The sequence below is a fragment of the Streptomyces sp. CBMA152 genome, assembly GCF_014596475.1.
GTDB lineage: Bacteria > Actinomycetota > Actinomycetes > Streptomycetales > Streptomycetaceae > Streptomyces.
The window spans coordinates 314,423-340,405 of sequence record NZ_MECJ01000009.1 but is presented as its reverse complement, the minus strand read 5'-3'; the positions used below and the strand labels follow the sequence as shown (position 1 = coordinate 340,405).

The 25,983-nt window shown below is 72.7% G+C and carries 12 protein-coding genes; 4 read left to right on the top strand and 8 right to left on the bottom strand.

Annotation, left to right across the window (positions count from 1 at the left end; genetic code table 11):
- The 3 genes from BG418_RS09295 to BG418_RS09285 form a co-directional block, all read left to right on the top strand.
- On the top strand, positions 1–5,064 hold a 5,064-nt coding region (locus tag BG418_RS09295; protein ID WP_188273243.1), incomplete at its 5' end, for a non-ribosomal peptide synthetase.
- A gap of 40 nt (positions 5,065–5,104) precedes the next feature.
- The gene (locus BG418_RS40815) at positions 5,105–12,205 is read left to right on the top strand and encodes an amino acid adenylation domain-containing protein (RefSeq protein WP_188273242.1); all 7,101 of its coding nucleotides are present in this window, start codon (positions 5,105–5,107) and stop codon (positions 12,203–12,205) included.
- Positions 12,202–13,488: an MFS transporter gene (locus BG418_RS09285; RefSeq protein WP_188273241.1), complete on the top strand. Its 1,287-nt coding sequence runs from the start codon at positions 12,202–12,204 to the stop codon at positions 13,486–13,488. The genes BG418_RS40815 and BG418_RS09285 overlap by 4 nt, the downstream gene beginning before the upstream one ends.
- A 40-nt stretch (positions 13,489–13,528) precedes the next feature.
- Here BG418_RS09285 and BG418_RS09280 read toward each other — a convergent pair whose 3' ends face one another.
- The 3 genes from BG418_RS09280 to BG418_RS09270 are packed head-to-tail and all read right to left on the bottom strand — an operon-like array spanning position 13,529 to position 16,449.
- Positions 13,529–15,025 (bottom strand): PLP-dependent aminotransferase family protein, encoded by a 1,497-nt coding sequence (locus tag BG418_RS09280; RefSeq protein WP_188273267.1) that lies wholly within the window; start codon positions 15,023–15,025, stop codon positions 13,529–13,531.
- 33 nt (positions 15,026–15,058) lie between these two features.
- Positions 15,059–15,841 (bottom strand): B3/4 domain-containing protein, encoded by a 783-nt coding sequence (locus BG418_RS09275; protein ID WP_188273240.1) that lies wholly within the window; start codon positions 15,839–15,841, stop codon positions 15,059–15,061.
- Between the two features lie 2 nt (positions 15,842–15,843).
- Entirely contained in the window at positions 15,844–16,449 is a 606-nt protein-coding gene (locus tag BG418_RS09270; RefSeq protein WP_188273239.1) for a LysE family translocator, read from the bottom strand.
- A 277-nt stretch (positions 16,450–16,726) separates the two neighbouring features.
- Between BG418_RS09270 and BG418_RS09265 the strand changes: the two genes are divergently transcribed.
- Positions 16,727–17,110 carry a hypothetical protein gene (locus tag BG418_RS09265; RefSeq protein ID WP_188273238.1) on the top strand — a complete coding sequence of 128 codons (384 nt, stop codon included), beginning with the start codon at positions 16,727–16,729 and terminating at the stop codon, positions 17,108–17,110.
- Between the two features lie 68 nt (positions 17,111–17,178).
- Here the strand turns inward: BG418_RS09265 and BG418_RS09260 are convergent, their stop codons facing one another.
- From BG418_RS09260 to BG418_RS09240, 5 genes are all read right to left on the bottom strand, one after another.
- On the bottom strand, positions 17,179–18,684 hold the full coding sequence (locus tag BG418_RS09260) for an LCP family protein (protein ID WP_188273237.1): 1,506 nt from the start codon (positions 18,682–18,684) through the stop codon (positions 17,179–17,181).
- 146 nt (positions 18,685–18,830) lie between these two features.
- Positions 18,831–19,061, bottom strand: a complete 231-nt coding sequence (locus BG418_RS09255; protein ID WP_188273236.1) for a hypothetical protein — start codon at positions 19,059–19,061, stop codon at positions 18,831–18,833.
- A gap of 95 nt (positions 19,062–19,156) precedes the next feature.
- Complete coding sequence (locus BG418_RS09250) at positions 19,157–19,621, bottom strand: sec-independent translocase (RefSeq protein WP_188273235.1); 465 nt, start codon at positions 19,619–19,621, stop codon at positions 19,157–19,159.
- 133 nt (positions 19,622–19,754) lie between these two features.
- Positions 19,755–21,482 (bottom strand): TIGR03767 family metallophosphoesterase, encoded by a 1,728-nt coding sequence (locus BG418_RS09245; RefSeq protein WP_188273234.1) that lies wholly within the window; start codon positions 21,480–21,482, stop codon positions 19,755–19,757.
- A 159-nt stretch (positions 21,483–21,641) separates the two neighbouring features.
- The gene (locus tag BG418_RS09240; RefSeq protein ID WP_188273233.1) at positions 21,642–25,691 is read right to left on the bottom strand and encodes a helix-turn-helix domain-containing protein; all 4,050 of its coding nucleotides are present in this window, start codon (positions 25,689–25,691) and stop codon (positions 21,642–21,644) included.
- Between the last annotated feature and the right edge of the window lie 292 nt (positions 25,692–25,983).

Sequence of the window (25,983 nt, the reverse complement as noted above, 5' to 3'; positions counted from 1 at the left end):
AAGCTCGACCGGCGCGCCCTGCCCGCCCCCGGCCACCGCGCGGGCGGCCGCGCCCGGCGCACCGCCCACGAGGAGATCCTGGCGGGCCTGTTCGCCGCCGTCCTCGGCCTGCCCGAAGTCGGCGTCGACGACGACTTCTTCGAACTGGGCGGCCACTCCCTGCTCGCCATGCGCCTGGTCGCGCAGATCCGCGGCGCGCTCGGTGTGGAGCTGGGCATCCGCGAGATCTTCGGCGCGCCCACGGTCGCTGCGCTGGCCGCCCGCCTCGACGGCGCCCGGCGCGCCCGTCCCGCGCTGCGCCCCGCCGAGCGGCCCGCCACGCTGCCGCTGTCCGCCGCCCAGCGGCGCCTGTGGTTCCTGAACCGCCTGGACGGGCCGAACCCCGCCTACCACAGCGTGGTCGCCGCCCGCCTGACCGGCCCGCTCGACACCGACGCGCTCCGCGCGGCCCTTGCCGATGTGGCCGAGCGCCACGAGACCCTGCGCACGGTCTACCCGGAGAGCGACGGCGAGCCGCGCCAGCTGATCCTTCAAGACGCGGCACCCCAGCTGGAGATCCTCGACGCGGACCGGGCCGACCTCGCCGAGATCGCCGCCCGCCCCTTCGACCTCGCCGCCGAAGCACCGATACGGGCCGCCCTGCTCACCGCCGGACCCGACCGCAGCACCCTGGTCCTCGCGCTCCACCACATCGCCACCGACGGCGAGTCCTGGGGCCCGCTCCTGGACGACCTCGCCCGCGCCTACCGGGCCCGCACCCGGGGCGAGCGGCCCGACTGGGCGCCGCTGCCGGTCCAGTACGCCGACTACACCCTCTGGCACCGGGAACTGCTGCGCGACCAGGGCGAGGACCAACTCGCCCACTGGTGCGAGGCGCTGGCCGGGCTCCCCGAGGAGCTGGCCCTGCCCACCGACCGCCCCCGGCCCGCCGTGGCGAGCCCGGCCGGCGCGGCCCACGCCTTCGACCTGGACCCCGCCCTCACCGGCGAGCTCGACGCCCTGGCCCGCGCCCACGGCTGCACCGTGTTCATGGTGGTGCAGGCCGCGCTGGCGGTGCTGCTGTCGCGGCTGGGCGCGGGGACGGACGTTCCGCTGGGCACGGTGGTGGCGGGGCGTTCGGACGAGGCGCTGGACGACCTGGTCGGGTTCTTCGTCAACACGCTGGTGCTGCGTACGGATGTGTCGGGCGATCCCACCTTCGCCGAACTCCTCGGCCGCGTCCGCGAGGCGGACCTCGCCGCCTTCGCCTACCAGGACGTGCCCTTCGAGCAGGTCGTGGAGGCGGTCAACCCGCGCCGCTCGCTCGCCCGCCACCCGCTCTTCCAGGTCGCGCTGACCATGCGGCGGGCCGGCACGGCCGCCGCCCTGGAGCTGGTCGGTCTGGAGACGGAGACCACCGAAGTCGACGTCACCGAGGCCGAGTTCGACCTCGCCTTCCAGATCACCGAGCAGCCCGCCGGACTGCGCACCGTGGTGAAGTACCGCACCGAACTGTTCGACGCCCGCACCGTCGAGACCCTCGGCGAACGGCTGCGCACGATCCTTGCGTCCGTGGCCCGCGCCCCCCGGGGCCGGATCTCCCAGCTGGAGACCGTGCTGCCGGCCGAGCGTGCCCGTCTGCTCGGTGACTGGCTGCCTACCGCAGCCCGGCCGCAGGATGCCCCCGACACCGTGCACCGGGCGTTCCAGGCCCAGGCGGCCCGCACCCCGCACGCCACCGCCCTGAAGTACGGTGCCACCCACCTCACCTACCGCGAGCTCGACGCCCGCGCCGACGCGCTCGCCCACCGCCTCACCGCGCTCGGAGTCGGCGCCGAGACCCCCGTCGGTATCCTGATGCACCGCTCCCCGGAAGTCGTCGTGGCGATGCTGGCCGTCCTGAAGGCGGGCGGCGCGTATGTGCCGCTGCACACCAGCTACCCCGCCGCGCGCATGCGGCGGATCCTCGACGACACCGGCTGCCCGGTGCTGCTCGTGGACGAGGCGTTCCAGGCGTTCGAGGCGGACCGCGCCCGTACCGTCCTGGTCACCGCCGCCGATGCACCGGCCGGCCCGGACACCGCCCCCGCACCCCGGGTCCTGGCGGGGCAGCTCGCGTACCTCATGCACACCTCGGGCTCCACCGGCGAGCCCAAGGGCGTCGCGGTCACCCACCAGAACCTGCTCGACCTCGCGAACGACCGGGGCTGGCACACCACCGAAGGCCACCGCGTCCTGTTCCACGCGCCGCACGCCTTCGACATCGCCGACTACGAACTGTGGGTGGCCCTCCTGTCGGGCTGGGAGGTGGTCGTCGCCCCCGAACGCGAACTCACCGTCGCCGCCCTGGGCGCACTCATCCACGACGAGCGGATCACCGCCGTCCACCTCACCGCCGGACTCTTCCGCGTGGTCGCGGAGGAGCGCCCGGAGATCCTGGCGACCGTACGGGAGGTGTTGACCGGCGGCGACATGGTCGGCGCGGCCGCCGTGCAGGCGGTGCGTGCGGCCTGCCCCGGCATCGCCGTGCGCCATCTGTACGGACCGACCGAGGCGACCTTGTGCGCCACCTCCCATCTGATCACCGACGACGTCCACGGCCCGGTGCCGATCGGCCGTCCCCTCGACAACACCCGCACCTACGTCCTGGACGAGCGGCTGCGCCCGGTGCCGCCCGGCACCCCCGGCGAGCTCTACCTCGCCGGCGCGGGAGTCGCCCGCGGCTACCGGGGCCTGCCGGCGCTCACCGCCGAGCGGTTCGTCGCCGACCCCCATGGCGCTGCCGGCACCCGGATGTACCGCACCGGTGACCTGGCGCGCTGGAGTGCCGACGGTCTGCTGGAGTTCCTCGGCCGCGCGGACCAGCAGGTGAAGATCCGGGGCTTCCGGGTCGAGCCGGGCGAGGTGGAGACGGTGCTCGCCGCCTGCCCGGGCGTGCGCCAGGCCGTGGTCACCGTGCACACCGCCGACGACGGCGACAAGCGCCTGGTCGGCCATGTGGTCGGCGAGGCCAGTGAGGCCGAGCTGCGCACCCGACTCGCGGGCCTGCTGCCCGACTTCATGATCCCCGCCCACCTCGTCCTGCTGGACGAACTCCCGCTCACCCCCAACGGAAAGGTCGACTACCGGGCGCTCCCGGCACCCGCGCTCACGGCCGCCGCCAGCCGCGCGCCCCGCACCCCGCAGGAGGAGATCCTGGCCGGTCTCTTCGGAGAACTGCTGGGTCTGGCCACCGTCCCCGCCGACGCCGGATTCTTCGACCTGGGCGGCCACTCGCTGCTCGCCACCCGCCTGGTCAGCCGCATCCGCACGGCTCTGGGCGTCGAACTATCGCTGCGCGACGTCTTCCAGGCCCAGACGGTCGCGGCCCTGGCGGAGCTCGCCGCCCGCGCCGAGGACGCCCGCCCGGCGCTGCGCCGCCACGAGCTGCCCGCCCGGCCGCCGCTCTCCTTCGCCCAGCAGCGGCTGTGGTTCGTCCACCAGGCGGAGGAGCACTCCGCGAGCTACAACGTCCCCTTCGCCTACCGGCTGCGCGGCCCCGTGGATCCGGCGGCCCTGGCCGAAGCCCTCGGCGATCTGACCGCCCGGCACGAGGTGCTGCGCACCGTCTTCCCCGAGTCCGACGGCGAGCCGCAGCTCCAGCTGCTCACCGGCGCCGACGCGGCGGTGGCGCTGGAGACCGAGCGGATCACGGAGGAGGCGCTGTCCGACGCCGTACGACGTGCGGCGGGCTACGAGTTCGACCTCGCCGGGGAACTTCCCCTGCGCGCCCACCTCTTCGAGCTCGGCGCCGAGGACTTCGTCCTCGTCCTGGTGCTCCACCACATCGCCACCGACGGCTGGTCATGGGGCCCCCTCCTGGACGACCTGGCCACGGCGTACGAGGCGCGCCGCGACGGCCGCGAGCCGCGGTTCGCGCCGCTGCCGGTGCGGTACGTGGACTACACGCTCTGGCAGCGCGAGACGCTGGGCGCGGAGAGCGACCCGGACAGCCTGATCTCCCGTCAGCTCGACTTCTGGCGCAAGGAGCTCAGCGCCCTCCCGGCGGAGCTGGCCCTGCCGTACGACCGGACCCGTCCGGAAATAGCGAGCTTCGCGGGCGGTTCGGTGCCCGTCCAGGTGGACGCCGACCTGCACACGCGGCTGTCGGCCGTGGCCCGCGAACACGGCTGCACCGTGTTCATGGTCGTGCAGGCGGCACTGGGCGCGCTGCTGTCGCGGCTGGGCGCGGGGACGGACATCCCCATCGGCACGGTGGTGGCGGGGCGCGCCGACGAGGCGCTGGACGACCTGGTCGGGTTCTTCGTCAACACCCTGGTGCTGCGCACCGACCTGGCGGGCGACCCCACCTTCGCCGAGCTGCTGCACCGCATCCGCGAGGTCGACCTCGCGGCCTTCGCCCACCAGGACGTGCCCTTCGAGCGGGTCGTCGAGGCGCTCAACCCCGAGCGGTCCCTCGCCCGCCACCCCCTGTTCCAGGTGCTGCTCCAGGTGCAGGGCGAGGCTCCGGCCGTGCCCCTGCTGCCGGGCGTCGCGGCCGAGGGCGTTCCCGTCGAGTCGCGGGTGTCGAAGTTCGACCTCGGCGTCGACGTCGTCGAGAGCCGCGCCGAGGACGGCAGCCCGCTCGGCATGAGCGGCGAACTGACCTACGCCACCGAGCTGTTCGACCCGGCGGGCGCCGAGCGACTGGCGCATGACCTGCTCGCCGCGCTGAAGCAGTTCGCGCACCACCCCGAGCGGAAGGTGAGCGCGCTCGAAGGGCTCACCCGCCGCACGTCGGACCAGGGGCCCGCGATGGCGACCGGCCCGGCCGAGCGGGCCGGCGCGGCGGACGACGTCGAGCGGCGCGTGCGCGAGCTTTACGCCGAGGTGCTCGACCGCGCGGAGGTCGGCGCGGACGACAACTTCTTCGCCCTCGGCGGCCACTCGCTGCTGATGACTCGGCTGATCAGCCGCATCCGCACGGAGCTCGGTCTGGAGCTGAAGATCCGCGACCTGTTCCAGCACCCGACCCCGGCCAGGACCGCCGCCCGGCTGGCCACCGCCCCCAAGGCGCGTCCCGCGCTGCGCCGCCTCGGCAGCTGAACCACCCCGTCGTCCCCGCGTACTTTTTCAGGAGAATCCCGTGTACCCCGTTTCCTTCGCCCAACGACGGCTGTGGTTCCTCAACCGGATGCCCGAGACCGGCTCGGCCTACAACTGCCCCCTGACCACCCGACTGACCGGCAGGCTCGACCGGGCGGCGCTGGCGGCGGCCCTCGGCGACGTGGCCGCCCGGCACGAGGTGCTGCGGACCGTCTACCCCGAGGTCGACGGCGAGCCCGTACAGCATGTCCTGGACCGGACGCCGACCCTGAAGGTGGTCGAGACCACCGAGGACGCCCTGGCGTCCGCCCTCGCCGACGAGGCGGGTCACGTCTTCGACCTGGCCGCCGAACTGCCGGTACGGGCCTGTCTGTTCGTCCTGGGGGACGACGAGTTCGTCCTGTCCCTGGTGCTCCACCACATCGCCACCGACGGCTGGTCGTGGGGCCCGCTCCTGGGCGACCTCGCCAGGGCGTACGAGGCGCGCGGTGGCGGGCATGCGCCTGAGTTCGCGCCGCTGCCGGTGCAGTACGCCGACTACGCCGTATGGCAGCGCGAGACGCTGGGCGAGGAGGACGACCCCGAGAGCGTGATTAACCGTCAGCTCGGCTACTGGCGCGAGGAGTTGGCCGGGCTTCCGGCGGAGCTGGCGCTGCCGTACGACCGGCCGCGCCCGGCGGTGGCGAGCTTCGCGGGCGGTTCGGTGCCGGTGGAGCTGGACGCCCCACTCCACGCGCGCCTCGCCGAGGTGGCCCGGGAGCACGGCTGCACCCTGTTCATGGCCCTCCAAGCCGGTCTCGCGGTGCTGCTGTCGCGGCTGGGCGCGGGGACGGACATCCCGCTGGGCACGGTGGTGGCGGGGCGTGAGGACGAGGCGCTCGACGATCTGGTCGGGTTCTTCGTCAACACCCTGGTGCTGCGTACGGATGTGTCGGGCGATCCCACGTTCACCGAACTCCTCGACCGCGTACGGGAGTCGGATCTGGAGGCGTACGAGCGGCAGGACGTGCCCTTCGAGCGGGTCGTGGAGGCGCTCAACCCCGAGCGCTCCCTCGCCCGCCACCCCCTCTTCCAGGTCATGATGACCCTGGAGAGCGGCGAGGGCCCGGCGTTCGCGCTGCCCGGCGTGGCCTGCGCCGAGCAGCCGGTCGGCTGGGACATCGCCAAGTTCGACCTGACCGTGGACTTCCACGAGCGGCGGGACGCGCACGGCGCCCCGGCCGGAATCACCGGAGCGCTGGAGTACGCCAGCGACCTCTTCGACCGGGAGACCGCCACCGGCGTCGCCGCCGCGCTCACCCGCGTACTGGAGCAGCTGACCGCCGACCCCGCGCGACCGGCCACGCTCGCCGACCCGCTCTCCGCCGAGCAGCGCCACCAGGTCCTCAGCGGGTGGAACGACACCGCGGCCCCGGTGCCCGAGCAGACCCTGCCGGAGCTGTTCGAGGCGCAGGCCGCCCGCACCCCGGACGCGACCGCCCTGGTCTTCCGGGACACCGCGCTCAGCTTCGCCGAGCTCAACACGCGGGCCAACTCCCTCGCCCACCGCCTGGTCGCGCACGGAGTCGGCGCCGAGGACCTGGTCGCGCTGGCGCTGCCCCGCTCGGCGGAGTCGGTGGTCGCGCTGCTGGCGGTGCTCAAGTCCGGCGCCGCGTTCGTCCCCGTCGACACCGACTACCCGGCCGAGCGCATCGCCAAGCTGCTCGCCACCGCGACCGCGGTCGTCACCGACCGCGCCACCGCGCCCGACCTGCCGGCCACGGCCGCCGGCCATGTCCTCGTCGACGCCCCCAGCCGCTTCCCGACGAGCGACCTCGGCCGCGCCATCCACCCGCACCACGCCGCGTACGTCATCCACACCTCCGGATCCACCGGCGAACCCAAGGGCGTGGTGATCGACCACGCCGGACTGCGCAACCTCTACGCCTTCCACCGCGCCGGGGTCATCGCCCGCGCCGAGGAGCTGGGCGGCGGCCGCCGGATGCGCACGGCGCTGACCGCCGCGCTCTCCTTCGACACCTCCTGGGAAGGGCTGCTGTGGATGGTGGCGGGCCATGAGCTGCACCTCGTCGACGACGACACCCGCCGCGACGCCGCCGCCCTGGTCCGCCACATCGCCGCGAGCGGCATCGACGCGCTCGACGTGACGCCCACCTACGCCGAACAGCTGGTCGAGGAGGGGCTGTTGGACGGCCCCGGCCGCCCGAGCGTGCTGCTGCTCGGCGGCGAGGCGGCGGGCCGGACCCTGTGGACCCGGGTCCGCGCCGCCGAGGGCGTGCTCTGCCACAACCTCTACGGCCCGACCGAGTGCAGCGTCGACACCCTGTGGTGGGACGCCGCCGACAGCGAGGAGCCGCTGGTGGGCCTCCCGCTCGCCAACACCCGCGCCTACGTCCTCGACGAGCGGCTGCGCCCGGTCGGCCCGGGCGTCGCGGGCGAGCTCTACCTTGCAGGCCAAGGCCTGGCCCGCGGCTACCTCAACCGCCCCGCCCTCACCGCCGGCCGCTTCGTGGCCTGCCCGTTCGAGCCGGGAGCGCGGATGTACCGCACCGGCGACCTGGTCCGCTGGGACCGCCACGGCCGCCTCGACTACCTCGGCCGGGCCGACGACCAGGTCAAGATCCGCGGCTTCCGCATCGAGCCCGGCGAGGTGGAGGCCGCGCTGCGCCGCTGCCCGCAGGTCGCCCAGGCCGCGGTGATCGCCCGCGACGGCGGCCCCGGCGGCAAGCGCCTGGTGGCGTACGTGGTCCCGGCTGCGGGCACGAGCGCGCAGGCGGGCTCCTTGCGCAAGCAGCTCGCCGAGCACCTGCCCGACCACATGATCCCGTCGGCGTTCGTGGCCGTGGAGAGCTTCCCCATGAACCGCAACGGCAAGCTGGACCGCGCCGCGCTGCCCGCGCCCGACTTCACCGCAGAGAGCACCTCCCGGCCGCCGCGCGGCCCGCGCGAGGAGATCCTGGCGGGACTGTTCGCGCAGGTGCTCGGCGTGCCCTCGGTCGGCGCCGAGGACAGCTTCTTCGACCTCGGCGGACACTCCCTGCTCGCCACCCGGCTGCTCTCCCGCGTCCGTTCGGCGCTCGGCGCCGAACTCGGCATCCGCGACCTGTTCCAGCACCCCACCGTCGCCGGGCTCGCCGCCCTTGCGGGCGCCACCGACGGCCCGGCCCAGGCGCGTCCGGCGCTCGCCCCGGCACCTCAGCGCCCCGCCGCCCCGCCGCTCTCGCCCGCCCAGCGCCGCCTGTGGTTCCTCAGCCGGGCCGGCCAGGGCGACGCGTACCACTGCCCGTTCGCCCTGCGGCTGCGCGGCCCGCTGGACGCCGATGCGCTGGCCCTGGCGCTCACGGATGTGACGGTCCGTCATGAGGCGCTGCGCACGGTGTTCCCCGAGACGCACGGCGAGCCGTACCAGCGGGTGCTGCCCGCCGCCGAGAGCGCGGTCCGCCTGGACGTCGTCCCCTGCGGTCCCGAGGGGCCCGGCGCCGCCCTGGGCGCCCTGCTGGCCGAGCCGTTCGACCTGGCCGCCCGCCCGCCCGTGCGTGCGGCGCTCTACCGAACGGCCCAGGACGAGCACGTTCTCGCGCTCGTCGTGCACCACATCGCCCTCGACGGCTGGTCCTGGGGCCCCCTCTTCAATGATCTTGCCGAGGCGTACGAGGCACGTCGTGACGGGCGTGCGCCGCAGTTCGCGCCGCTGCCGGTGCAGTACGTGGACTACACGCTCTGGCAGCGCGAGCTGCTGGGGGAGGAGGGCGACCCGGCCGCCCTGTTGTCCCGTCAACTCGACTTCTGGCGCCAGGAATTGACCGGGCTCCCTGTGGAGCTGGCGCTCCCGTTCGACCGGCCGCGACCGGCCGCGCCGGGCTTCACCGGGGCGGCGGTGCCGGTGGAGCTGGACGCCGAACTCCACGCCCGCCTGCTGGAACTCGCCCGCGAACACGGCTGCACCCCGTTCATGGTGGTGCAGGCCGGTCTCGCCGTGCTGCTGTCCCGGCTGGGCGCGGGCGGCGACATCCCGATCGGCACCCCGGTGGCGGGACGCGGGGATGAGGCGCTGGACGACTTGGTCGGGTTCTTCGTCAACACCCTGGTGCTGCGTACGGATGTGTCGGGCGATCCCACGTTCACCGAACTCCTCGACCGCGTACGGGAATCGGATCTGGAGGCGTACGAGCGGCAGGACGTGCCCTTCGAGCGGGTCGTGGAGGCGCTCAACCCCGAGCGCTCCCTCGCACGCCACCCCCTCTTCCAGGTGATGCTCCAGGTCCAGGACGGTACCGACGGCGCACTGGAGCTGGCCGGTCTGGACGTCTGTCCCGAGCCGTTCCGCTTCGACGTGGCCCAGTTCGACCTGACCGTGGACGTCCAGGAGCGGTACACCGCCGACGGCACCCCGGCGGGCATCGCCGGACACGTGGAGTACGCGGCCGAGCTCTTCGACCGGGCCACCGCCGAGACCGTCGCCGCCGGGCTGACCCGGGTGCTGGGACAGCTCGCCGCCGAGCCGCACCAACCCGTCGCCGCCGCCGACCCGTTGACGCAGGCGGACCTGCACCAGCTGCTGACGGAGTGGAACGACACCGCGCTGCCGGTTCCCGCCGCCACCGTGCCCGAGCTGTTCGCGGCGCAGGCGGCGCGCACCCCGCAGGCCACCGCACTCGTCCACGACGACACCCGGCTCACCTTCGCCGAACTCGACGCCCGCTCCAACCGCTTCGCCCACCGCCTGATCGCCGCCGGAGTCGGGCCGGAACAGGTGGTCGCGCTGGCGCTGCCCCGCTCGGCCGACTCCGTCGCCGCCCTGCTGGCCGTCCTCAAGGCTGGCGCCACCTTCGTCCACCTCGACACCGAGTACCCCAGCGAGCGCATCGCCCATATGCTCGCCGACTCCGCCCCCGCGCTCCTGGTGACCGACACCGCGACCGCCGCCGGGCTGCCCCTGGGCGACGCCGCCCGCCCGCCCCGGATCCTCGTCGACGACGAGGCGGTCATGGCCGCGCACCCCGCCGACGGGCCGGGCCGGGTGCCGCGCCCCGGCGACGCCGCGTACATCGTCTACACCTCCGGCTCCACCGGCCGCCCCAAGGGCGTCGTCGTCGACCACGCGGCCCTGCGCAACCTCCACGCCTTCCACTGCGCCAACACCATCGCCGCCGCCGAACAGGCCACCCCAGAAAGGCAGTTGCGGGTGGCGCTGGCTGCCTCGCTCTCCTTCGACGCGTCCCTGGACGGCCTGATGTGGCTGGTGGCCGGGCACGAGCTCCATCTGATCGGCGACGCCGTCCGCCGCGACGCGGCCGCCTTCGTCCGCCACATCGCCGCGGCCGCCCTCGACGTCGTCGACGTCACCCCCACCCACGCCGCGCAACTGGTCGAGGAGGGGCTGCTCGACGCCCCGCCGAGCGTGCTGCTCATCGGCGGCGAGGCCGCGGACGAGAAGCTGTGGACCCGGCTGCGCCGCACCGACGGACTGATCGGCTTCAATCTGTACGGGCCCACCGAGTGCACCGTCGACGCCCTGTGGTGGCAGACCTCCGGCAGCGAACGCCCGCTGATCGGCCAGCCGGTCGCCAACACCCGCGCCTATGTGCTGGACGAGACCCTGCGCCCGGTGGCGCCGGGCGTACGGGGCGAGCTCTATCTCGCCGGGGCCGGGCTCGCGCGCGGCTACCTCGGTCGGCCGGGGCTGACCGCCGGCCGCTTCGTGGCCTGCCCGTTCGAGCCGGGAGCGCGGATGTACCGCACCGGCGACCTGGTCCGCTGGGACCGCCAGGGCCGTCTCGACTACCTCGGCCGCGCCGACGACCAGGTCAAGATCCGCGGCTTCCGCATCGAACTCGGAGAGATCGAGGCCGCGCTCGCCGACGCCCCGGGCGTCGCGCAGGCGGCGGTCGCGGTGCGAGGCGACGGGCCGGGCGGCGACCGCCTGGTCGGATACGCCGTCCCGGTACAGGACGCTGCCGCTCTTGAACCCGACGTGCTGCGGGCCCACTTGGCCGCCGTGCTGCCCGACCACATGGTGCCGTCGGCGTTCGTCGTCCTCGACGCGTTCCCGCGTACGCCCAACGACAAGCTCGACCGGGCGGCGCTGCCCGCACCGGAGGGCGCCCGGACGGCGGGCGTGGCTCCCCGGACCCCACGGGAGAAGGTCATCGCGGCCCTGTTCGCCGAGGTCCTGGGCCTGCCGGAGGGCAGCGTCGGCGCACAGGACGGCTTCTTCGCGCTGGGCGGCCACTCGCTGCTGGCGGCCCGGCTCATGTCCCGCGTCCGCGAGACGCTGGGCGAGGAGCTGGGCGTGCAGGACCTGTTCGCCGCCCCCACCGTCGCGGGTCTCGCCGCCCGCGCGGGGAGCGGCCGCACCGACGACGAGCCGTCGGCGCCGCTGATCACCCTTCAGCCCGGCCTAGTGGGGGAGCCCCCGCTGTTCTGCGTCCACCCGGGCGCCGGTATCGGCTGGGTCTACCGGGAACTCCTGGACCACGTCGGGCCCGACCGGCCCGTGCACGCCCTGCAGGCCGAGCCGGGGGCGCGGCCCGCGAGCGTGGCGGAGATGGCCGACGACTACGCGGCCCTCATCCGCACGGTCCAGCCGACCGGCCCGTACCACCTCCTCGGCTGGTCCTTCGGCGCCCTGGTCGCGCACGCGGTCGCGGTGCGGCTGCGCGAGGCGGGCCAGGAGGTGGCGCCGCCGGTGCTGCTCGACGGCTACCCGGGCGCGGAGGCGGAGCCCATGGCCGACCCGCTGCGGGAACTGCTCGACTCCCTCGGGTACATGACCGGATCACTCCCCGCCACCGAGCCGCTGTCCCCGCCGGACTTCCTGCGCACGGCCCGTACGGCGGACGGCCCGCTGGCGGCACTCGACGAGCGGACGGTCGCCGCGCTGGGCGAGACGTTCGTCCACCACGACACGCTCGCGGTGGACCACCGCCCCAGCGTGTTCGACGGGGACCTCACCCTCGTATCGGCCGCGCACGAGGCCGACGCACCGGATCCGGAGACCTGGCGGCCCTACCTCACCGGCCGGATCACCCACCATGAAGCGCCCTGCACCCACGGCGAGATGATGACGCCGAAGCCGGCCTCCCAGATCGGGGCGCTGCTGCGCCGCGCACTGGTCGGCGAAGCGCTGGTGCGCCGATGAGCGCGGCGGCGACGGCCCGGCAGGAGAAGGCGTCGGGCCCCCTGCGCCACCGCGACTTCCGGCTGCTGTGGACGGGGGAGTCGGTGAGCCAGTTCGGCAGCGCGGCGACCCGCGTCCTGCTGCCGCTGATCGCGGTGGACGCGCTCGGCGCCGACTCGTTCACCATGGGCCTGCTCAATGCCGCCGCATGGCTGCCCTGGCTGCTCATCGGCCTGCCGGTGGGCGCCTGGACGGACCGGATGCGACGGCGGCCGGTGATGATCGTGTGCAACACCGTCTCGGCGGCCCTGATGCTCTCCCTGACCGCCGCGGCGTGGCTGGACGCCCTGACGACCACTCAGCTGCTTATGGTGTCGCTGCTTTTGGGCACGGCCGATGTGTTCTTCCGGGCGGCCTACAGCGCGTATTTGCCGTCTCTGCTGCCCGCCGAGCAACTCGCGGACGGCAACGCCCGGTTGCAGACCAGCGAGTCCGCCGCCGACGTCGTCGCCCCGGGCGTGGGCGGCGCCCTGGCCCAGGCCGGGAGCGCGGCCGTCGGGTTTCTCGCCGACGGGCTGAGCTTCCTGGTCTCGGCCGTGCTGCTGGCCAGGATCCGCACCCCGGAGAGCCCGCCGGGCGGCGAGGAGCGTGCGTCCGGGAAGAAGGCGCTGGTGCGGGAGATCCGCGACGGCGTCGCCTTCCTCGCCGGTGATCCGTTCCTGCGGACGATCCTCGCCTGCGACGCGGCGATGAACCTCTTCCTGGCCGGTGCCCAGTCCCTGGCGATCGTGTTCCTGCGGCGCACGGTCGGCGCCGACGGCACTGTCGTCGGTGTGCTGATCGCCCTGGCCGGGCTCGGCGGTGTGCTGGGCGCGGTGCTCGCGCCGCGCCTGGCCCGCCGGGTCGGCACGGCCCGCGCGGTCCTGCTGTGCGCCTTCGGTGCCGGTCCGTTCGGCCTGTTGATCCCCCTGACCGGGGGTGGCGCGGGGCTGCTGGCCTTCCTGGTGGGCGAGTTCTGCCTGATGGCCGGGATCGTCGCCGGAAACGTCGTCATCGTCAGCTTCCGCCAGACGTACTGCCCGCCCGAGATGCTCGGCCGGGTCAGCTCCGGCATCCGCTTCGTGATGTACGGAACGGTGCCGGTCGGCAGCCTGCTGGGCGGCGCCCTGGGCATGGCCGTCGGCGACCGCGACGCCCTGTGGATCCTGTACGCGGGCAACGCCCTGTGCGCGCTGCTGCTGTTGAAGGGCCCCCTGCGCACCCTGCGGGACCTGCCGACGCCGGTGGCGGAGGCCCCTAGGTAGCCGCCGCGGCGCCCGGCGCCTCAAGTAGAGTGCACAGACGTCAGTCCAGCTCTCGCAGCACCTCGCCCAGCGCCGCCACCCCCTCGGCGATCGCGCCCGGCGGGGTCGCGGCGTAACCGAGTACGAGGCCGGGGCGGCCGGGGAGCTGGGTGTGCCACGACAGCGGCTGGCACTTCACGCCCCGGGCGAGCGCTGCGGCGGCGAGGACGGTGTCGGGCACGGCGGGTGTGTAGGTGAGCGTCAGATGCAGGCCCGCGGCGGCGCCGTGCACGGTCGCGCCGGGCAGGTGCTCGGCGATGGCGCCGATCATCGCGTCGCGGCGGCACCGGTGGCGTCCGCGCAGCAGGCGCAGATGGCGTTCGAGGTCGCCGGACTCCATCAGCCGGGCGAGTACCAGCTGAGGCAGCACGGGGTTGCCCAGGTCGACGAAGCGCTTGGCGTCCGTCAACGCGTCGCGGTAGCGGGGAGGAGGCACCACCCAGCCGATGCGCAGCGCGGGCGCGAGCAGCTTGGAGACGCTGCCCGAGTAGCACACCCGGTCGGCCAGCAGGGACCGCAGCGCGGGCACCGGCGGCCGGTCGTAGCGGTGCTCCGCGTCGTAGTCGTCCTCGATGATCAGCCCGCCGTCCTCCGCCCAGCGCAGCAGCTCGCGGCGCCGCTCGCCGCTCGTCACCACACCCATGGGGAACTGGTGCGCGGGGGTGAGCAGGACCGCGCGGGCGCCGGTCGCGCGCAGGGCGTCGACGCGCACGCCGTCGTCGTCGACCGGCACCGGCGGCGTCGCCAGACCCCCGTTGCTCAGGTGCTGCCGGGCGCCGAGCGCACCCGGGTCCTCCACCGCGACGCTGTCGATGCCGTCGGCCCGCAGTACGGGATGGAGCAGGGTGAGGGACTGCGCGGTCCCGGCCACGATCAGCACCTCGTCGGGCTCGGCCCGGATTCCCCGGCCGCGCGCCAGCCAGTCCGCGACGGCCCGGCGCAGCCGCAGGTCGCCGCGCGGGTCGCCGTAGCCGAGCTGGTCGGCGGAGAGCTCGGCGAGCACGGCCCGTTCGGCGCGCAGCCAGGCGGTCCGCGGGAACGCGGCGAGGTCGGGCCGACCGGGCGTGAAGTCGATACGGGCGGGAGCGGCGCGCAGCGCGTCGAAGACGTCGGCGCCGGGCGCGTTTGCGAAGAGCGCGCCCGACGCGGCGCCCTGGGCGGGCACGGTCGCGGGACGGGCCGGCGGTGGCTCCTGCGGTGCGGCGACCACCACCGTGCCGCCGCGTCGCCGCCCCTCGACCTGGCCGTCCTCGGTCAGCCGCCGGTACGCCTCGGTGACCACGCCCCGGGAGACGCGCAGTTCGGCGGCGAGCACACGGGTGGGCGGCAGCCTGCTGCCCAGTGCCAGTCGTCCGTCGGCTATCGCCTGCCGCAACCGCCCGGCGAGCCAGTCCGCCTTGCCGCCCTCGGGGGCGGTGCCCGCGTCGAGTTGCAGGAAGTCGGAGCCGTACGCGGGTGATGCGCCGTCCGGCGCCGCCGCCGTGGATGCGGCGCCCATCGCCCGTTCCCCCTCGTTCACCAACTCATGGTGTCATGCGCGGCCGGGCCCGCTGTACGACGGGAGTGCCCGCCCGTCCGTCGGCGCGGACACCTGGTCGTCCGGTCGTAGCACCTGCTCGTCGAAGTCGAACTCCGGTGCGGAGGCGGTGAGGAGCGCTGTCGTGGGCTCGACGGACCAGTGCGCGGCGAGCTCCCGGGCGACCGTCCGCAAAAGCTCCGGCATGACCTGTGCGCCGCCGTCGTGCATGGCTTCTGCCACCACCAGGATCCGGCTGGTGCGCCGGCCGACCGCGGAGTACCCGCTCTGCCGGTTGGTCCAGCGGCGGGCGTGCGCGTGTCCGGCGGAGTCGACGAAGGTCACCTCGCCGGGCGCGGGGCGCTCGGTGTCACCTCCGAAGGTCGTGTACCGCTCGTCGCCATGGGCGTAACGCACTTCCAGGAGCGGGCCGGTGATGCGGTCGGCGTCGAGGACCGCGACCGGCACGGCGTACGCGACCGAGATCGCGTTGCACAGGTCGACCACCGGATGGATACGCGGCAGTTCCCCGTCCTTGCGCAGCCGCCGCAGCAGCGACTCCGAGGCGCAGCGGTACTGTGTCGGCCTGAGCCCCATCCGCGTGAACGTGCGCCGCCAGGCCAGGACTTCGGGCAACGCACCCTCGGCGGATCCGGCCAGCCGGGCCGTGGCCCGGGAGGTGTACGCCGCGACCGCGGGGCCGGTGTCGACGGCGGGGTGGATGCCGGTGGCGTGGAGCACTCCGGCCGTGAGTTCGGGGTAGTCGGAGCGGAGCGCGTCCGCGTGTCGGAATCGCATGCTCACGCCACCGCCAGCCGTGCGCCCAGGCCCAGGAAACCGACGGCGAACACGCGGCGCAGACCGGTCATCACCTTCGGCCGGGCCAGCACATGGTCGCGTACGGAGGCCGCGCACAAGCCGTATGCGGCGAAGACCACGAAGGTCAGCGCCATGAACACCGCGCTGAGCCGCAGCATCGCCTGGAGGGAGCCGGGCTCGTCGACGGGGACGAACTGCGGCAGGAACGCGACGAAGAACATGGTGAGCTTCGGGTTGAGGAGGTTGGCGAGGATCCCGGAGGCAATCACGTGGATGGTCGGACGGGGCTCGTCCCTGGTCTCGACGGTGAGCACATCCTTGTCGCGCAGTGTCGCCCACGCCATGTACAACAGGTAGCCGACACCGGCGTACTTGACCACGTCGTACGCGACCGGGCTGGTGCGCAGCAGAGCGGCGAGCCCCGTGATGGTCGCCAGCAGATGCGGCACGATCCCGAGCGTGCAGCCGAGCGCGGCGACGACGCTCGCCCGGCGGCCGTGGGACAGACCGGCGGACAGGGTGTACAGCACACCGGTGCCGGGAGTGGCGACCACCGCCAGGGTGGTCAGCAGGAACGCACTGCTCAAGGGGACCTCCGAAAGGTTCAAGGTCCTCTCACCCTGCCGTGGTCATGGTCCCGTGGACAGGGCCAAAGTGAGTGGGGTTCACTGGTCCATAATTCCGTCCGTGTCCTTGCTGTCCGTGGAGAGCGGTCGATGCGGGCTGTTGCCCCCACCCGTTCGCGGGTTATGGCCAGAACATCACGTTCAGCCTCATATTCGCTAAAAGGACTGTTTCCGGAAGGACTTGGGCAATGTGTCGCCAAGCGAGTGGGTAAGCAACAGTTTCCCAAGGGGGGAATCCATGCCGGATGATCAGTCAGGCGACGCGGTCCGCGCCGGAAGCCCGGACTCGGCAGTCGATCGGGTGGCCGACTTCTACGGTGCCTACGTCGACGCCGTCGACGACGGAACCGATGACCTGGGCCAGGAGCTTCGTGCCCACTACCTCACGGAGGATCTCCGTCAGCGTCTGGCCGCCTGGGAGGAGGCCAACCACGCCGACGGCGTCCTGCGTGCCCAGGACGTGCCCACCCACTGGGAAGTCCGCTACCACGACTCCGGTGCGGGGCACCTGTTCACCACCGTCACGCTCACCTGGGGTACCGGCCCGGACGCCGGGCACACCCGGCTGGCGGTGCAGAGCGACCTGAGCACCAAGCTCATCTCGGACATCGAGGACGGCTGACTCGGGCCCTGACGTGGGCAGCATCCCGGCATCGCCGTACCGGGACGGCCTGACGTGTGCGGACAGGCTTATCCGTACGAGAGGTTGGAGCAGGGGTCGTCGTCGGCGGACCGGGCGCCGTCTGCCACGTTGGAAGGCACCGTGGTCGGTGTGGGTGAGGCGGCGGACGTGTCGGCGTATGCCGTGCCGAGGATCACGCTGACGCCGCTGGCGGTCGCGGACTCCTGCACGTCCGCGCCGGGGAAGAGGCGGGCGACGGTGTCGGCCTGGTCCTTGTGGCCGGACTCGTACTTGATCACCGTGTTCTGGTGGCTCTGGCTGGCCGCCGTCGCGGTGCTCGTGACGGTGAAGCCGTGCTCGGTGAGGGTGTCGGCGGCGCGCGAGGCCAGACCCGTCTCGGTGGTCCCGTTGTAGACGGCGACCGAGATGCCCTTGCCGGAGACCTGCTCGGTGGCGCCGGGTGAAGGCGAGGCCGCGGCCTGCTTGTCGTGGTGGCCGCCGGCGTCCTGCCCGTCCAGGGTGCGGTCGGCCTTCAGTACGGCCCACAAAGCCTCGGCGTCCGGGTGCACGATCGCGACCCGGTCGCCCTGGTAACGCCAAGGAAGGGTGACGAACTTGGTGTCGTGCAGGTCGATGCTCTTCAGCGACATCGCGAACGACAGCATCTTCCCTGCGGAGCCCAGCCCCGGGTCCACCGTCAGCGACTTCGTCGCCGCGTCCGCGAGCGGCAGCAGCCGGGTGGGGTTCAGGCCGTCGCTCTTCACCTTCTTCAACAGGGCCGCGACGAAGGCCTGTTGGCGCTTGATGCGCCCTATGTCGGAGCCGTCGCCGATGCCGTGCCGGATCCGTACGTAGTCGAGGGCCTTCTGTCCGGCCACCGTCTGCGGGCCCTTGGCGAAGATCTGGTCGCCCCGGGTGGCCCGGTTGGGGTTGAGGTCCTTCTGGTAGACGTCCTGGGGCAGGCAGACCGGGACACCGCCGACGGCCTTGGTCATCTGCGCGAAGCCCTTGAAGTCGACGACCACGGTGTGGTCGACGCGCAGCCCGGTCAGCTTCTCCACCGTGTTCTGCGTGCACGCCGGGTTGCCGTTGGCGCTCTGACCCACCGAATAGGCCTCGTTGAACATGGTGTTGTGCTGTCCCTTGGTCCAGCTTCCGTCGGGCAGCCGGCACGGCGGGATGTCGACCAGGGTGTCGCGGGGGATCGAGACCGCGACGGCGTGCTTCTGGTCGGCATAGGTGTGCAGCAGGAACGCCGTATCCGAGCGGCCGATGTCGTCCTTGTCGCCGCCGCCCAGGTCGCTGTTGCCGTCGGTGCGCGCGTCCGTTCCGATGACCAGCACGTTCGAGCCGTGCGTGGAGGCGGGAGGCCGGTCGCCGGAGATGCCGTCGGCACTGAAGGTGTCGATGTTCCCGTCGAGTCTGAAGTAGATCCAGCCGGCGCCCGCGGTGAGCAGGACCAGCACCGCGACCACTGTCGCGATCCCGATCTTCACCTTGCTGAGCTTCTTGCGCCGCCCGGTCCCTGCGCCCTGGCCCTGAAGGCGGTTCGACCCCCCGCGCCTGCCTGCCATGTGCGCGCCCCCTCGTCCGTGTGACTGAACCTATGAGGAGAGACGGTCAGCCCCACCCAATAGTTGTACAGTTGCGCAATGTAGCAAGTGTCTCTGAGGGGGCTGCCTCATCGGGGTGGTGTCCTCTGTCAGTGAGACAAGGCGCGTCAGGGGCTGGCCACGTCGAAGCCGTACCGCAGCGGCTCCCGGTGTACGCGAGAGTCTCGCCGGTATACATACAGCGCCTCCACCTGGGCGCCCCCGGCCGGGCCGTCGACTGCGCAGGGGTAAGTGACCTGGATCACTCCCGGCCGGTCGGCGACCCGCATCCGCAAGCCGTTGGCCGGCCCGCCGTCGAGCACCGCGTATTCCCAACCTGTCGCACCATCAGCGTTCATGACCACACTTTAAAGGTTGCGCAATAGTTGAAGTGTGGTGAGGTCCATCACGCGGGCTCGCGATGAGCGGGCACGGCGCCCGGCATGTCCGGCGGCTAGGTCGCGTCGGGGTCGAAGGCGGGGTGTGCGGGAGGTGTCGCCGCCCCGTCCTTCGTGAGCCGAACAGGGGTCGGCGTCGGCCCGGCCTGATCGGAGCCTGCCGTGGAACCGCGCCCCGCAGCGCTGTCGGCCGCGCCGCGCACGGCGTCGGCGACCTCCGCAAGCTCTGGACGCGGATCGAGCGCGCTGCGGATCTCGTCCAGGCCCAGCCCGTCACCCTCGCCGTTGAGGACGTGCTTGCGTACGAACGTCTTGGGGTGCAGGTCCTCGAAGTCGAAGTCCTTGAACTCCGGGCCCAGTTCGGAGCGGATCTCCTGCTTCGCGTTGTCGGAGAACTCCCGGATCTTGCGCAGGAAGCCCGTCACGTTCCGGATGACTTCGGGCAGTTTGTCCGGGCCGAACAGGAGGACCGCGAGGATCGCGATCGTGACGAGCTCCATCGGACCCACATCGGTGAACACCCTGCTACTCCTCGGCCCAGCACTGCCCCTGGCGCCCGGTGCGGTGGCGGGCTGCCGCTTCCCCTCGCAACACTTTAGCGGTTGCGCAACTGATCGAACTATAGCGATGAGGTGTGCGGGCCGTCGGGCCGCGTCACCTGCCGGGGTGGGTCAGCAGCAGCTCGGTGTTGTGGTCGGCGGAGGAGCCGAGCTTGACGGCCGGGGTGGCGTACGGGTCGTTGTACGACAGCTCGCGGTAGAGCGCCGCGAGCCCCCGGTCGGAGGTGTCGGCGAAGTCCGTCGCGTAGGGCGCCGCGGACTCGATGAGGGTGGTGAAGAGCGACAGGGTGCCGTCGCCGTTGTCCGCGATCTCGATGATCCGGGCCTGCTGCGGATAGTCGATGTGGGACGCGGTGTTGATCTCCCAGAAGGCGCGCTCGGGCACGGCGTGGCCGTGCGGGGTGATCCGGTTCTCGTGGGTGTGCCCGTTGACCCACGCCACCACGTTCGGATAGCGCTGCAGCAGCGACACCAGGGCGTTGCCGTCGTGCCGCCCCTCGAAGGGGTGGTACGGGTCGGGCAGCAGGTTGCCCATGGTGGTGCTGGTGTGGTGGCTGAACAGGACGATGAGCGAGTCCGTGGATCCACCGCGCACCACGTGTCCGTCGGTGTCGTACCAGCGGCTGCTGTGCGACTTGAGGACCGACTCCAGCCACTTGAGCTGCGCGGTGCCGAGTGAACCGTCCGCGAATCCGGCCCGGTTGGTGGTGTCCAGGCTGACACCGAGGACACCGCTCGCCAGCGGGAAGGTGTAGTACAGGTGCCCGCTGCTCGCCGCGTCCGAGGTGAAGCCGTGGCCGACCGGACCGGCGCCGGTGTAGGCGGGGTCGAGGTGCGCCTTGGCGAACTCCTTCGGGGTGAAGGGGCGTCGGCGTTCGTCCGGGGTGACCTTGCGGATCGCACCGCCGTTGCCGAGCAACTGCCCGAGCAGGAGCACCGCCTGGGCCGGGTCGTGCTTCAGCGCGTAGGCGAGCTTCGCCGCGGTGGCGTCGTCGCAGCCCTCGATCTTGCGGTCACCGGTGTAGAGGTCATTCAGGAGGCCGAGGTCCGGCAGGCTGCCCTCGATGCTGTCGTCGTGGTTGCCCACGGTCGTGTACCACGGAACGCTCAGGCCCGGGGCGTCGAAGGGGCGGCCCGCACCCGCCAGGAAGCCGGGGATCTGCGGAAGCCCCTTGGCCTTGTAGGAGTCCTGGAAGGAGGACTCCGGGTTCCAGTAGGACGCGCTGCCGGAGTTCTGCACGCCCTCGTAGCGCGAAGGGTCGCCGCTGCTCGGGGTGATCCGGCCGCCGCTCATGACGGACAGGTACCAGTCGAGCTCGATGAGCTCGTGGTTGTCGGTGTTGTCGCCGGTGGCCATCACCATGCCGAACGGCAGCCCGGTGTACGGGCCCTGGCGCACCGAGTTGACCCGCTCGACCAGGGCCGAGGCGCCGCGCACGGTCAGCGCCTCCTGCGGTCGGTATGCGCTGTCGTTGTACTGGGCCAGGTACTCGAACCGTACCGGCGACTCGGTGTCCGCCACGTGCAGGTCGGTGAACTGCACGAAGGAGGTGAGCCCGGTGCGGCGGTCGTCGCGGCCCGCACCGGCGCCGGCCAGCTCCCCGCGCACCACGAGCGGCCAACCCGGGCCCGCCACGAGGCGCTTGTACGGGCCGCTGCCGACGGGCATCGCGGCCTGCTCCAGCGTGGTTCCGCCGATGCGCACGGCCCGCGCGGCGGTGGCCGCGAGGGCCCGGTCCTGCGCCACCGTCGACCACAGGGCCGCACCTGCGGCCGCAGCGGACATTCTGGACACGAACTGACGGCGGCTCATCCCGGGCATGGCTATCCCCCTGGTGGTACTGGTCGTTGAGACGCGGACGATGTCGACGCGCGGCGCAAACACTACTGATTGGTAGCCGTATGTACAGGGGGTCGGACGGAAACTTGAGGGAAACAGGAGATCGCGTGTGCGTCCCTGACGCGTGAGATCGGCGCGAGGTCAGTCAGTTGTGGACACTGCGGAACAGGGAGATCGGGGGTGCTGTCCGGGGAAGTACGTGTTCTGCTCCGGCGAGGTCAGATCGCGGCCGGAGGCGGTGCAGATTTTGCGGATGGCTGCTGCCGGGTCGCTGGGGGACACGCTCCACTGACGCAGGGTGCCGTCCTCGCCGGTGGTGAAGAGGCTGTGGCCGTCGTGGCCGAAGAGGACCCTGGTCACTGAGCCGGTGTGCCCGGTGAGTATGGCGAGCGTCGCGTAGTTGTGGTGCTCTGCCACGTCCCACAGGCGTACGGTGAGGTCGTTTCCCGCCGTGGCCATGGTGCGGCCATCGGGGCTGAAGGCGATGTCCCGGACCGTTTCGGCGTGGCCGGTGAGGACCGCGCGGCGACGGCCCGTGGCCACGTCCCACAGCCGTACCTGTTTGCCGTCCCCGATGGCCAGAGTGCGGCCGTCGGGGGTGAACACGATGTGCGCGAGGGAAAACCTCGGCCCGCTACCGTCGCACGAGGTGGTGAAGGCGGTCCGGACACGGCCCGTGGCGACGTCCCAGAGTGTCACGCGTTGCCGGTCACGGGCCGCCAGGGTGCGGCTGTCCGGGCTGAACACGATCTCCCGCATCTCCTCACACACGCCGTCCCCGGTGGAACCCCTGGGAGAGGGCGACGTGGTGGCCCGGCCGGGGTCGGGGGTGAGTGTGGTGCGCAGGCGTCCGGTCGCGTTGTCCCACAGATGTAGCGCTGTGCCGTTGCCGGTGGCCACGGTGCGGCTGTCGGCGCTGAACGCCACGGCTTGGGCCCGGTCTTTGCTGCCCGGCACGGTGACTCGGAGGCGTCCGGTCGAGATGTCCCACAGGTTCAGCGTGCTGTTGCGCGCGGAGACGGTGGCTCTGGTGCGGCCGTCGGGGCTGAGCACTGCGTTCACCACTCCGGTGTGGTCGTCCGTACGACCGGTGCTGACATGGCCCGAGGCGGGGTCCCACAGCCGTGTGTCCAGTCCGCCCGTGAGGGCGAGGGCGCGGCCGTCCGGGGTGAACGCCAGATCCTGGACCTCTTCCATGCGGGTGCGGTCGGGCAAGGTGGCGCGCAGATCTCCGGTCGCGGTGTCCCACAGGCGCGCGGTGGCATCACCGGTGGCCAGGGTGCGGCCGTCGGGGCTGAGGGCGACGGCGTACGGCTCCTTGGTGTCGCTGGTGAACAGGGTGCGGGTGCGGCGGCTGCGGGTGAGGTCGTTGAGGCGGACCGTGCCGTCGCCGCTGACGGTGGCGACGGCGTGCCCGTCGGGGGCGGCCGCCAGCGCCCCTGGGCGCTCGGTGTATCCGCTGAGCGTGGCCACGCTGCGTCCTGTGGCCACGTCCCAGATGGCGGCAGCTCCCTGGCCTTCGAAGAGGCCGGAAGACCCGGCGGCGGCGAGGGTCCGGCCGTCGGCGCTGAATGCCAGGTCGTACGTCCCCCTGCTGCCCGCCAGCGTGCGTACGTCGCCGCCGGCGGGGTTCCACAACCGCACGGTCCCGCCGTATCCCGCCGCGACCGTGCGCCCGTCCGGGCTGAACCGAAGCACGCCGATCACGCCGGAGTTCCCCTTCAGTGTCGCGGTCGTCCGGCCGGTGGCGGTGTCCCGCACCCGCACCGTCCCGTCGAAATGACCCAGGGCGACCGTGCGCCCGTCGGGGCTCAGTGTCGGCGGGAAGCCGATGTGGGTCGCTACCGGAAGGGTGCGCACCTGCCCGTCGGCCGGATCCTTCAGCCGTACCGTCGCGTCGTAGTCGTCCGGGGCGGCGGCATCCTGTTTCCCGGTCACGGTCGGCAGGTCGTCCGCACCGAGTATCAGAGTGCGCGCGTGGCCGGTCGACGGCTCCCACTGACGTATGGTGCCGTGGCCGAGAGAGACGGTCAGGGTGCGGCCGTCGCGGTCGAACGCGAGGGTCTCCGGCGCGTAGGGCAGGTCCTTGAAAGTGATCTGAGCCCACGTACGATCGGAGACCGTGTTCCATACGCGCACCGTGTCGCTCTCAGTGCCGACGGCGAGGGAGTGGCCGTCGGGACTGAACGCCAGGGCGTACACAGTCGTCCCGCGACCGGTCTTGGTCGGGGCGCTCGCCTTGGCCAGGGTGCGGGAGCGGCCCGTCGCTGTGTCCCACAGCCGCACCGCCCCGTTGCTGCTGCCCACCGCCAGGGTCCGGCCGTCGGGGGCGAAGGCCACCACACTCGCCTTGCCCTCCGCGGTGCCGAAGGCGAGGCGGCGCTGGAGCGGGAGGGCGGCGGCCGCGTACAGACTGGCCGACGCCTCCGCGGTGGGGCTCGTGCGGTAGGCGGCGACGGCCAGCAGGGAGGCGAGGTCCGGGTCGGTTGCCAGCAGCGTCTGCGACTGGGCCGCCAACTGCCGTGACTGGGCACGGTGGTTCGCGGCGACGGCGTCCTTGCGCTGCCCCCAGGCGAGCCCGGCCGCCACCAGCGCCAGCACGACGAGCACCGCCAGTACCGCCACGGCTGCCCGCCGAAGTCTGCGTTCCCGGGCCGTCGCCGCTCGGCTCGCCGTGAGGAACTCCCGCTCCGGCAAGGTCAGTTCCGGCGCGCCGCCGTCCGCGCCGAACGCCTTCCACGCCGTCTCCAGCCGCCCGCCCCGCAGCAGTGCCCCGCGGTCGCGGGCCTGTTCCCGCCACGCCTGGGCGGCGTCGGTGAGCCGGCGGTGCAGACGCAGCCGTTCGCGGTCCTCGTCGATCCAGCCGCGCAGGCGGGGCCAGGCGGTGATTACGGCCTCGTGGGCGAGGTCGACTCGGTCGTCGTCGAGGGTGATCAGGCGGGCGCGGGCCAGCTGTTCCAGGACGGTGGTGGTGTCGTCGGGGTGGCCGAAGTCGAGTTCGGTGCGGCCGACGGGGCGACGGGTGTCGGGGGTGTTGTCGCCGGGGGTGATCAGGCGCAGCAGGATCCGCTGTGCGCACACGGCCTGGTGGCCATCGAGGTGGGTGTAGAGGCTTTCGGCGGTGTGGGCGACGGCACCGTCGAGCGCGCCCGCCGCTTCGTAGGCATCGAGGGTGAGGGTGCGGGCGGTGCGGTGGTGCCAGGTCTCCAATAGAGCGTGCGACATCAGGGGCAGGGCGCCCGGCTCGGCCGAGACGTCGTCGATCAGGCGGGCGGTCAGGGCGCGTTCGACGAACAGGCCGTGGGCGGCGGCGGGTTTGACGATCGCTTCGCGCAGCTCGTCCGGGCTCATCGGCCCGACGGGCAGGCCCGCTTCGCGCAGGACCTCGGCAAGTCCGGGGTGTTGGAGGCAGTGGGTGTAGAAGTCGGCGCGCACCCCGAGCACCACACGCAGGCGGCTGTCCGGATGCCGGGCGGCCAGGACCAGATCGATGAACGCCTCGCGTTCGTCCGGGGAGGTGCAGAGGGCGAAGACTTCCTCGAACTGATCGATGATCAGGAAGGTGTCCTCCCCGGCCTCTTTGGTCGGCTCGGTGTCGCGGGGGGTGAAGAGTTTTTCGTGCTCGTCGGCGGGGTGGGGGCCCGGGGTGCAGATCCGCAGGGCGGCGATGCGTAACCTGCTGACGGGGTCGGGGTGTTGGAGGCGGGGGATGAGGCCGGCGCGCAGCAGGGAGGACTTGCCGCTGCCGGACGGGCCCACGACCACGCTCACCCGTTGGCGGGCGACCAGGTCGAGGAGCCGGTCGGCAAGCCCGTCACGGCCGAAGAACAGGGCACTGTCCGCCGGTTCGTAGCGGGCCAGTCCTCGGTACGGAGCAGGACTGTCCGCCTCCTGTTCGGCGCGGGCGGCTGCTGTCTCGCGCCGGACCGCCTGTTCCGCCTGGTGCCAGCGCTGCTCCCACGCGTCGCGGTCCGCACCCGCGCCGCAGGCCTCGACGTAGGCGAGGGTGACGGCCAGGGAGGGCAGCTTCTGTCCGGCGGCTGCCTGGGAGAGCACGGAGGGCGAGTATCCGCTCTGCTGCGCCATCGCGCGGTAGGACGAACCTGCGTCGTGGCGCAACCCGCGCAGGGCAACAGCGAACCGCGCAACAGGTCCCGCGTCCGGGTCCAGCGGCTTTTCGGGCCGTGCCATCGCATCCCCCTGCGCAACTGATCGGTTCCCGTGGGTGATCAAGGGCACCCACGCTAGGGGATGGCCGACCCGGCCCGGCAAGCCATCCCCCGGCCACGTGCCGTACGCCGTCTCCGTGCCGGGGAGGGGTTGTTCGGCCTGGCGGGAACGGGATGCAGGGGACCACTGCTGCTCCGTGACGTGGCGGGTTCGCGATGTCGCCGTGTGGGTGGCGGGAACCGTCGTTGGGGGGGTGGCCGTCGTATCGCCATCGTGGCAACAGGCCGACGGCGCTGGGAATCAGGGGGGCGTT

What these genes read in the sequence shown, in the direction of transcription:
- BG418_RS09285 (WP_188273241.1), top strand. Translation starts at nt 12,202, where the DNA reads ATGAGCGCGGCGGCGACGGCCCGGCAGGAGAAGGCGTCGGGCCCCCTG.
- BG418_RS09280 (WP_188273267.1), bottom strand. Translation starts at nt 15,025, where the DNA reads ATGGGCGCCGCATCCACGGCGGCGGCGCCGGACGGCGCATCACCCGCG.
- BG418_RS09275 (WP_188273240.1), bottom strand. Translation starts at nt 15,841, where the DNA reads ATGCGATTCCGACACGCGGACGCGCTCCGCTCCGACTACCCCGAACTC.
- BG418_RS09265 (WP_188273238.1), top strand. Translation starts at nt 16,727, where the DNA reads ATGCCGGATGATCAGTCAGGCGACGCGGTCCGCGCCGGAAGCCCGGAC.
- BG418_RS09260 (WP_188273237.1), bottom strand. Translation starts at nt 18,684, where the DNA reads ATGGCAGGCAGGCGCGGGGGGTCGAACCGCCTTCAGGGCCAGGGCGCA.
- BG418_RS09255 (WP_188273236.1), bottom strand. Translation starts at nt 19,061, where the DNA reads ATGAACGCTGATGGTGCGACAGGTTGGGAATACGCGGTGCTCGACGGC.
- BG418_RS09245 (WP_188273234.1), bottom strand. Translation starts at nt 21,482, where the DNA reads ATGCCCGGGATGAGCCGCCGTCAGTTCGTGTCCAGAATGTCCGCTGCG.
- BG418_RS09240 (WP_188273233.1), bottom strand. Translation starts at nt 25,691, where the DNA reads ATGGCACGGCCCGAAAAGCCGCTGGACCCGGACGCGGGACCTGTTGCG.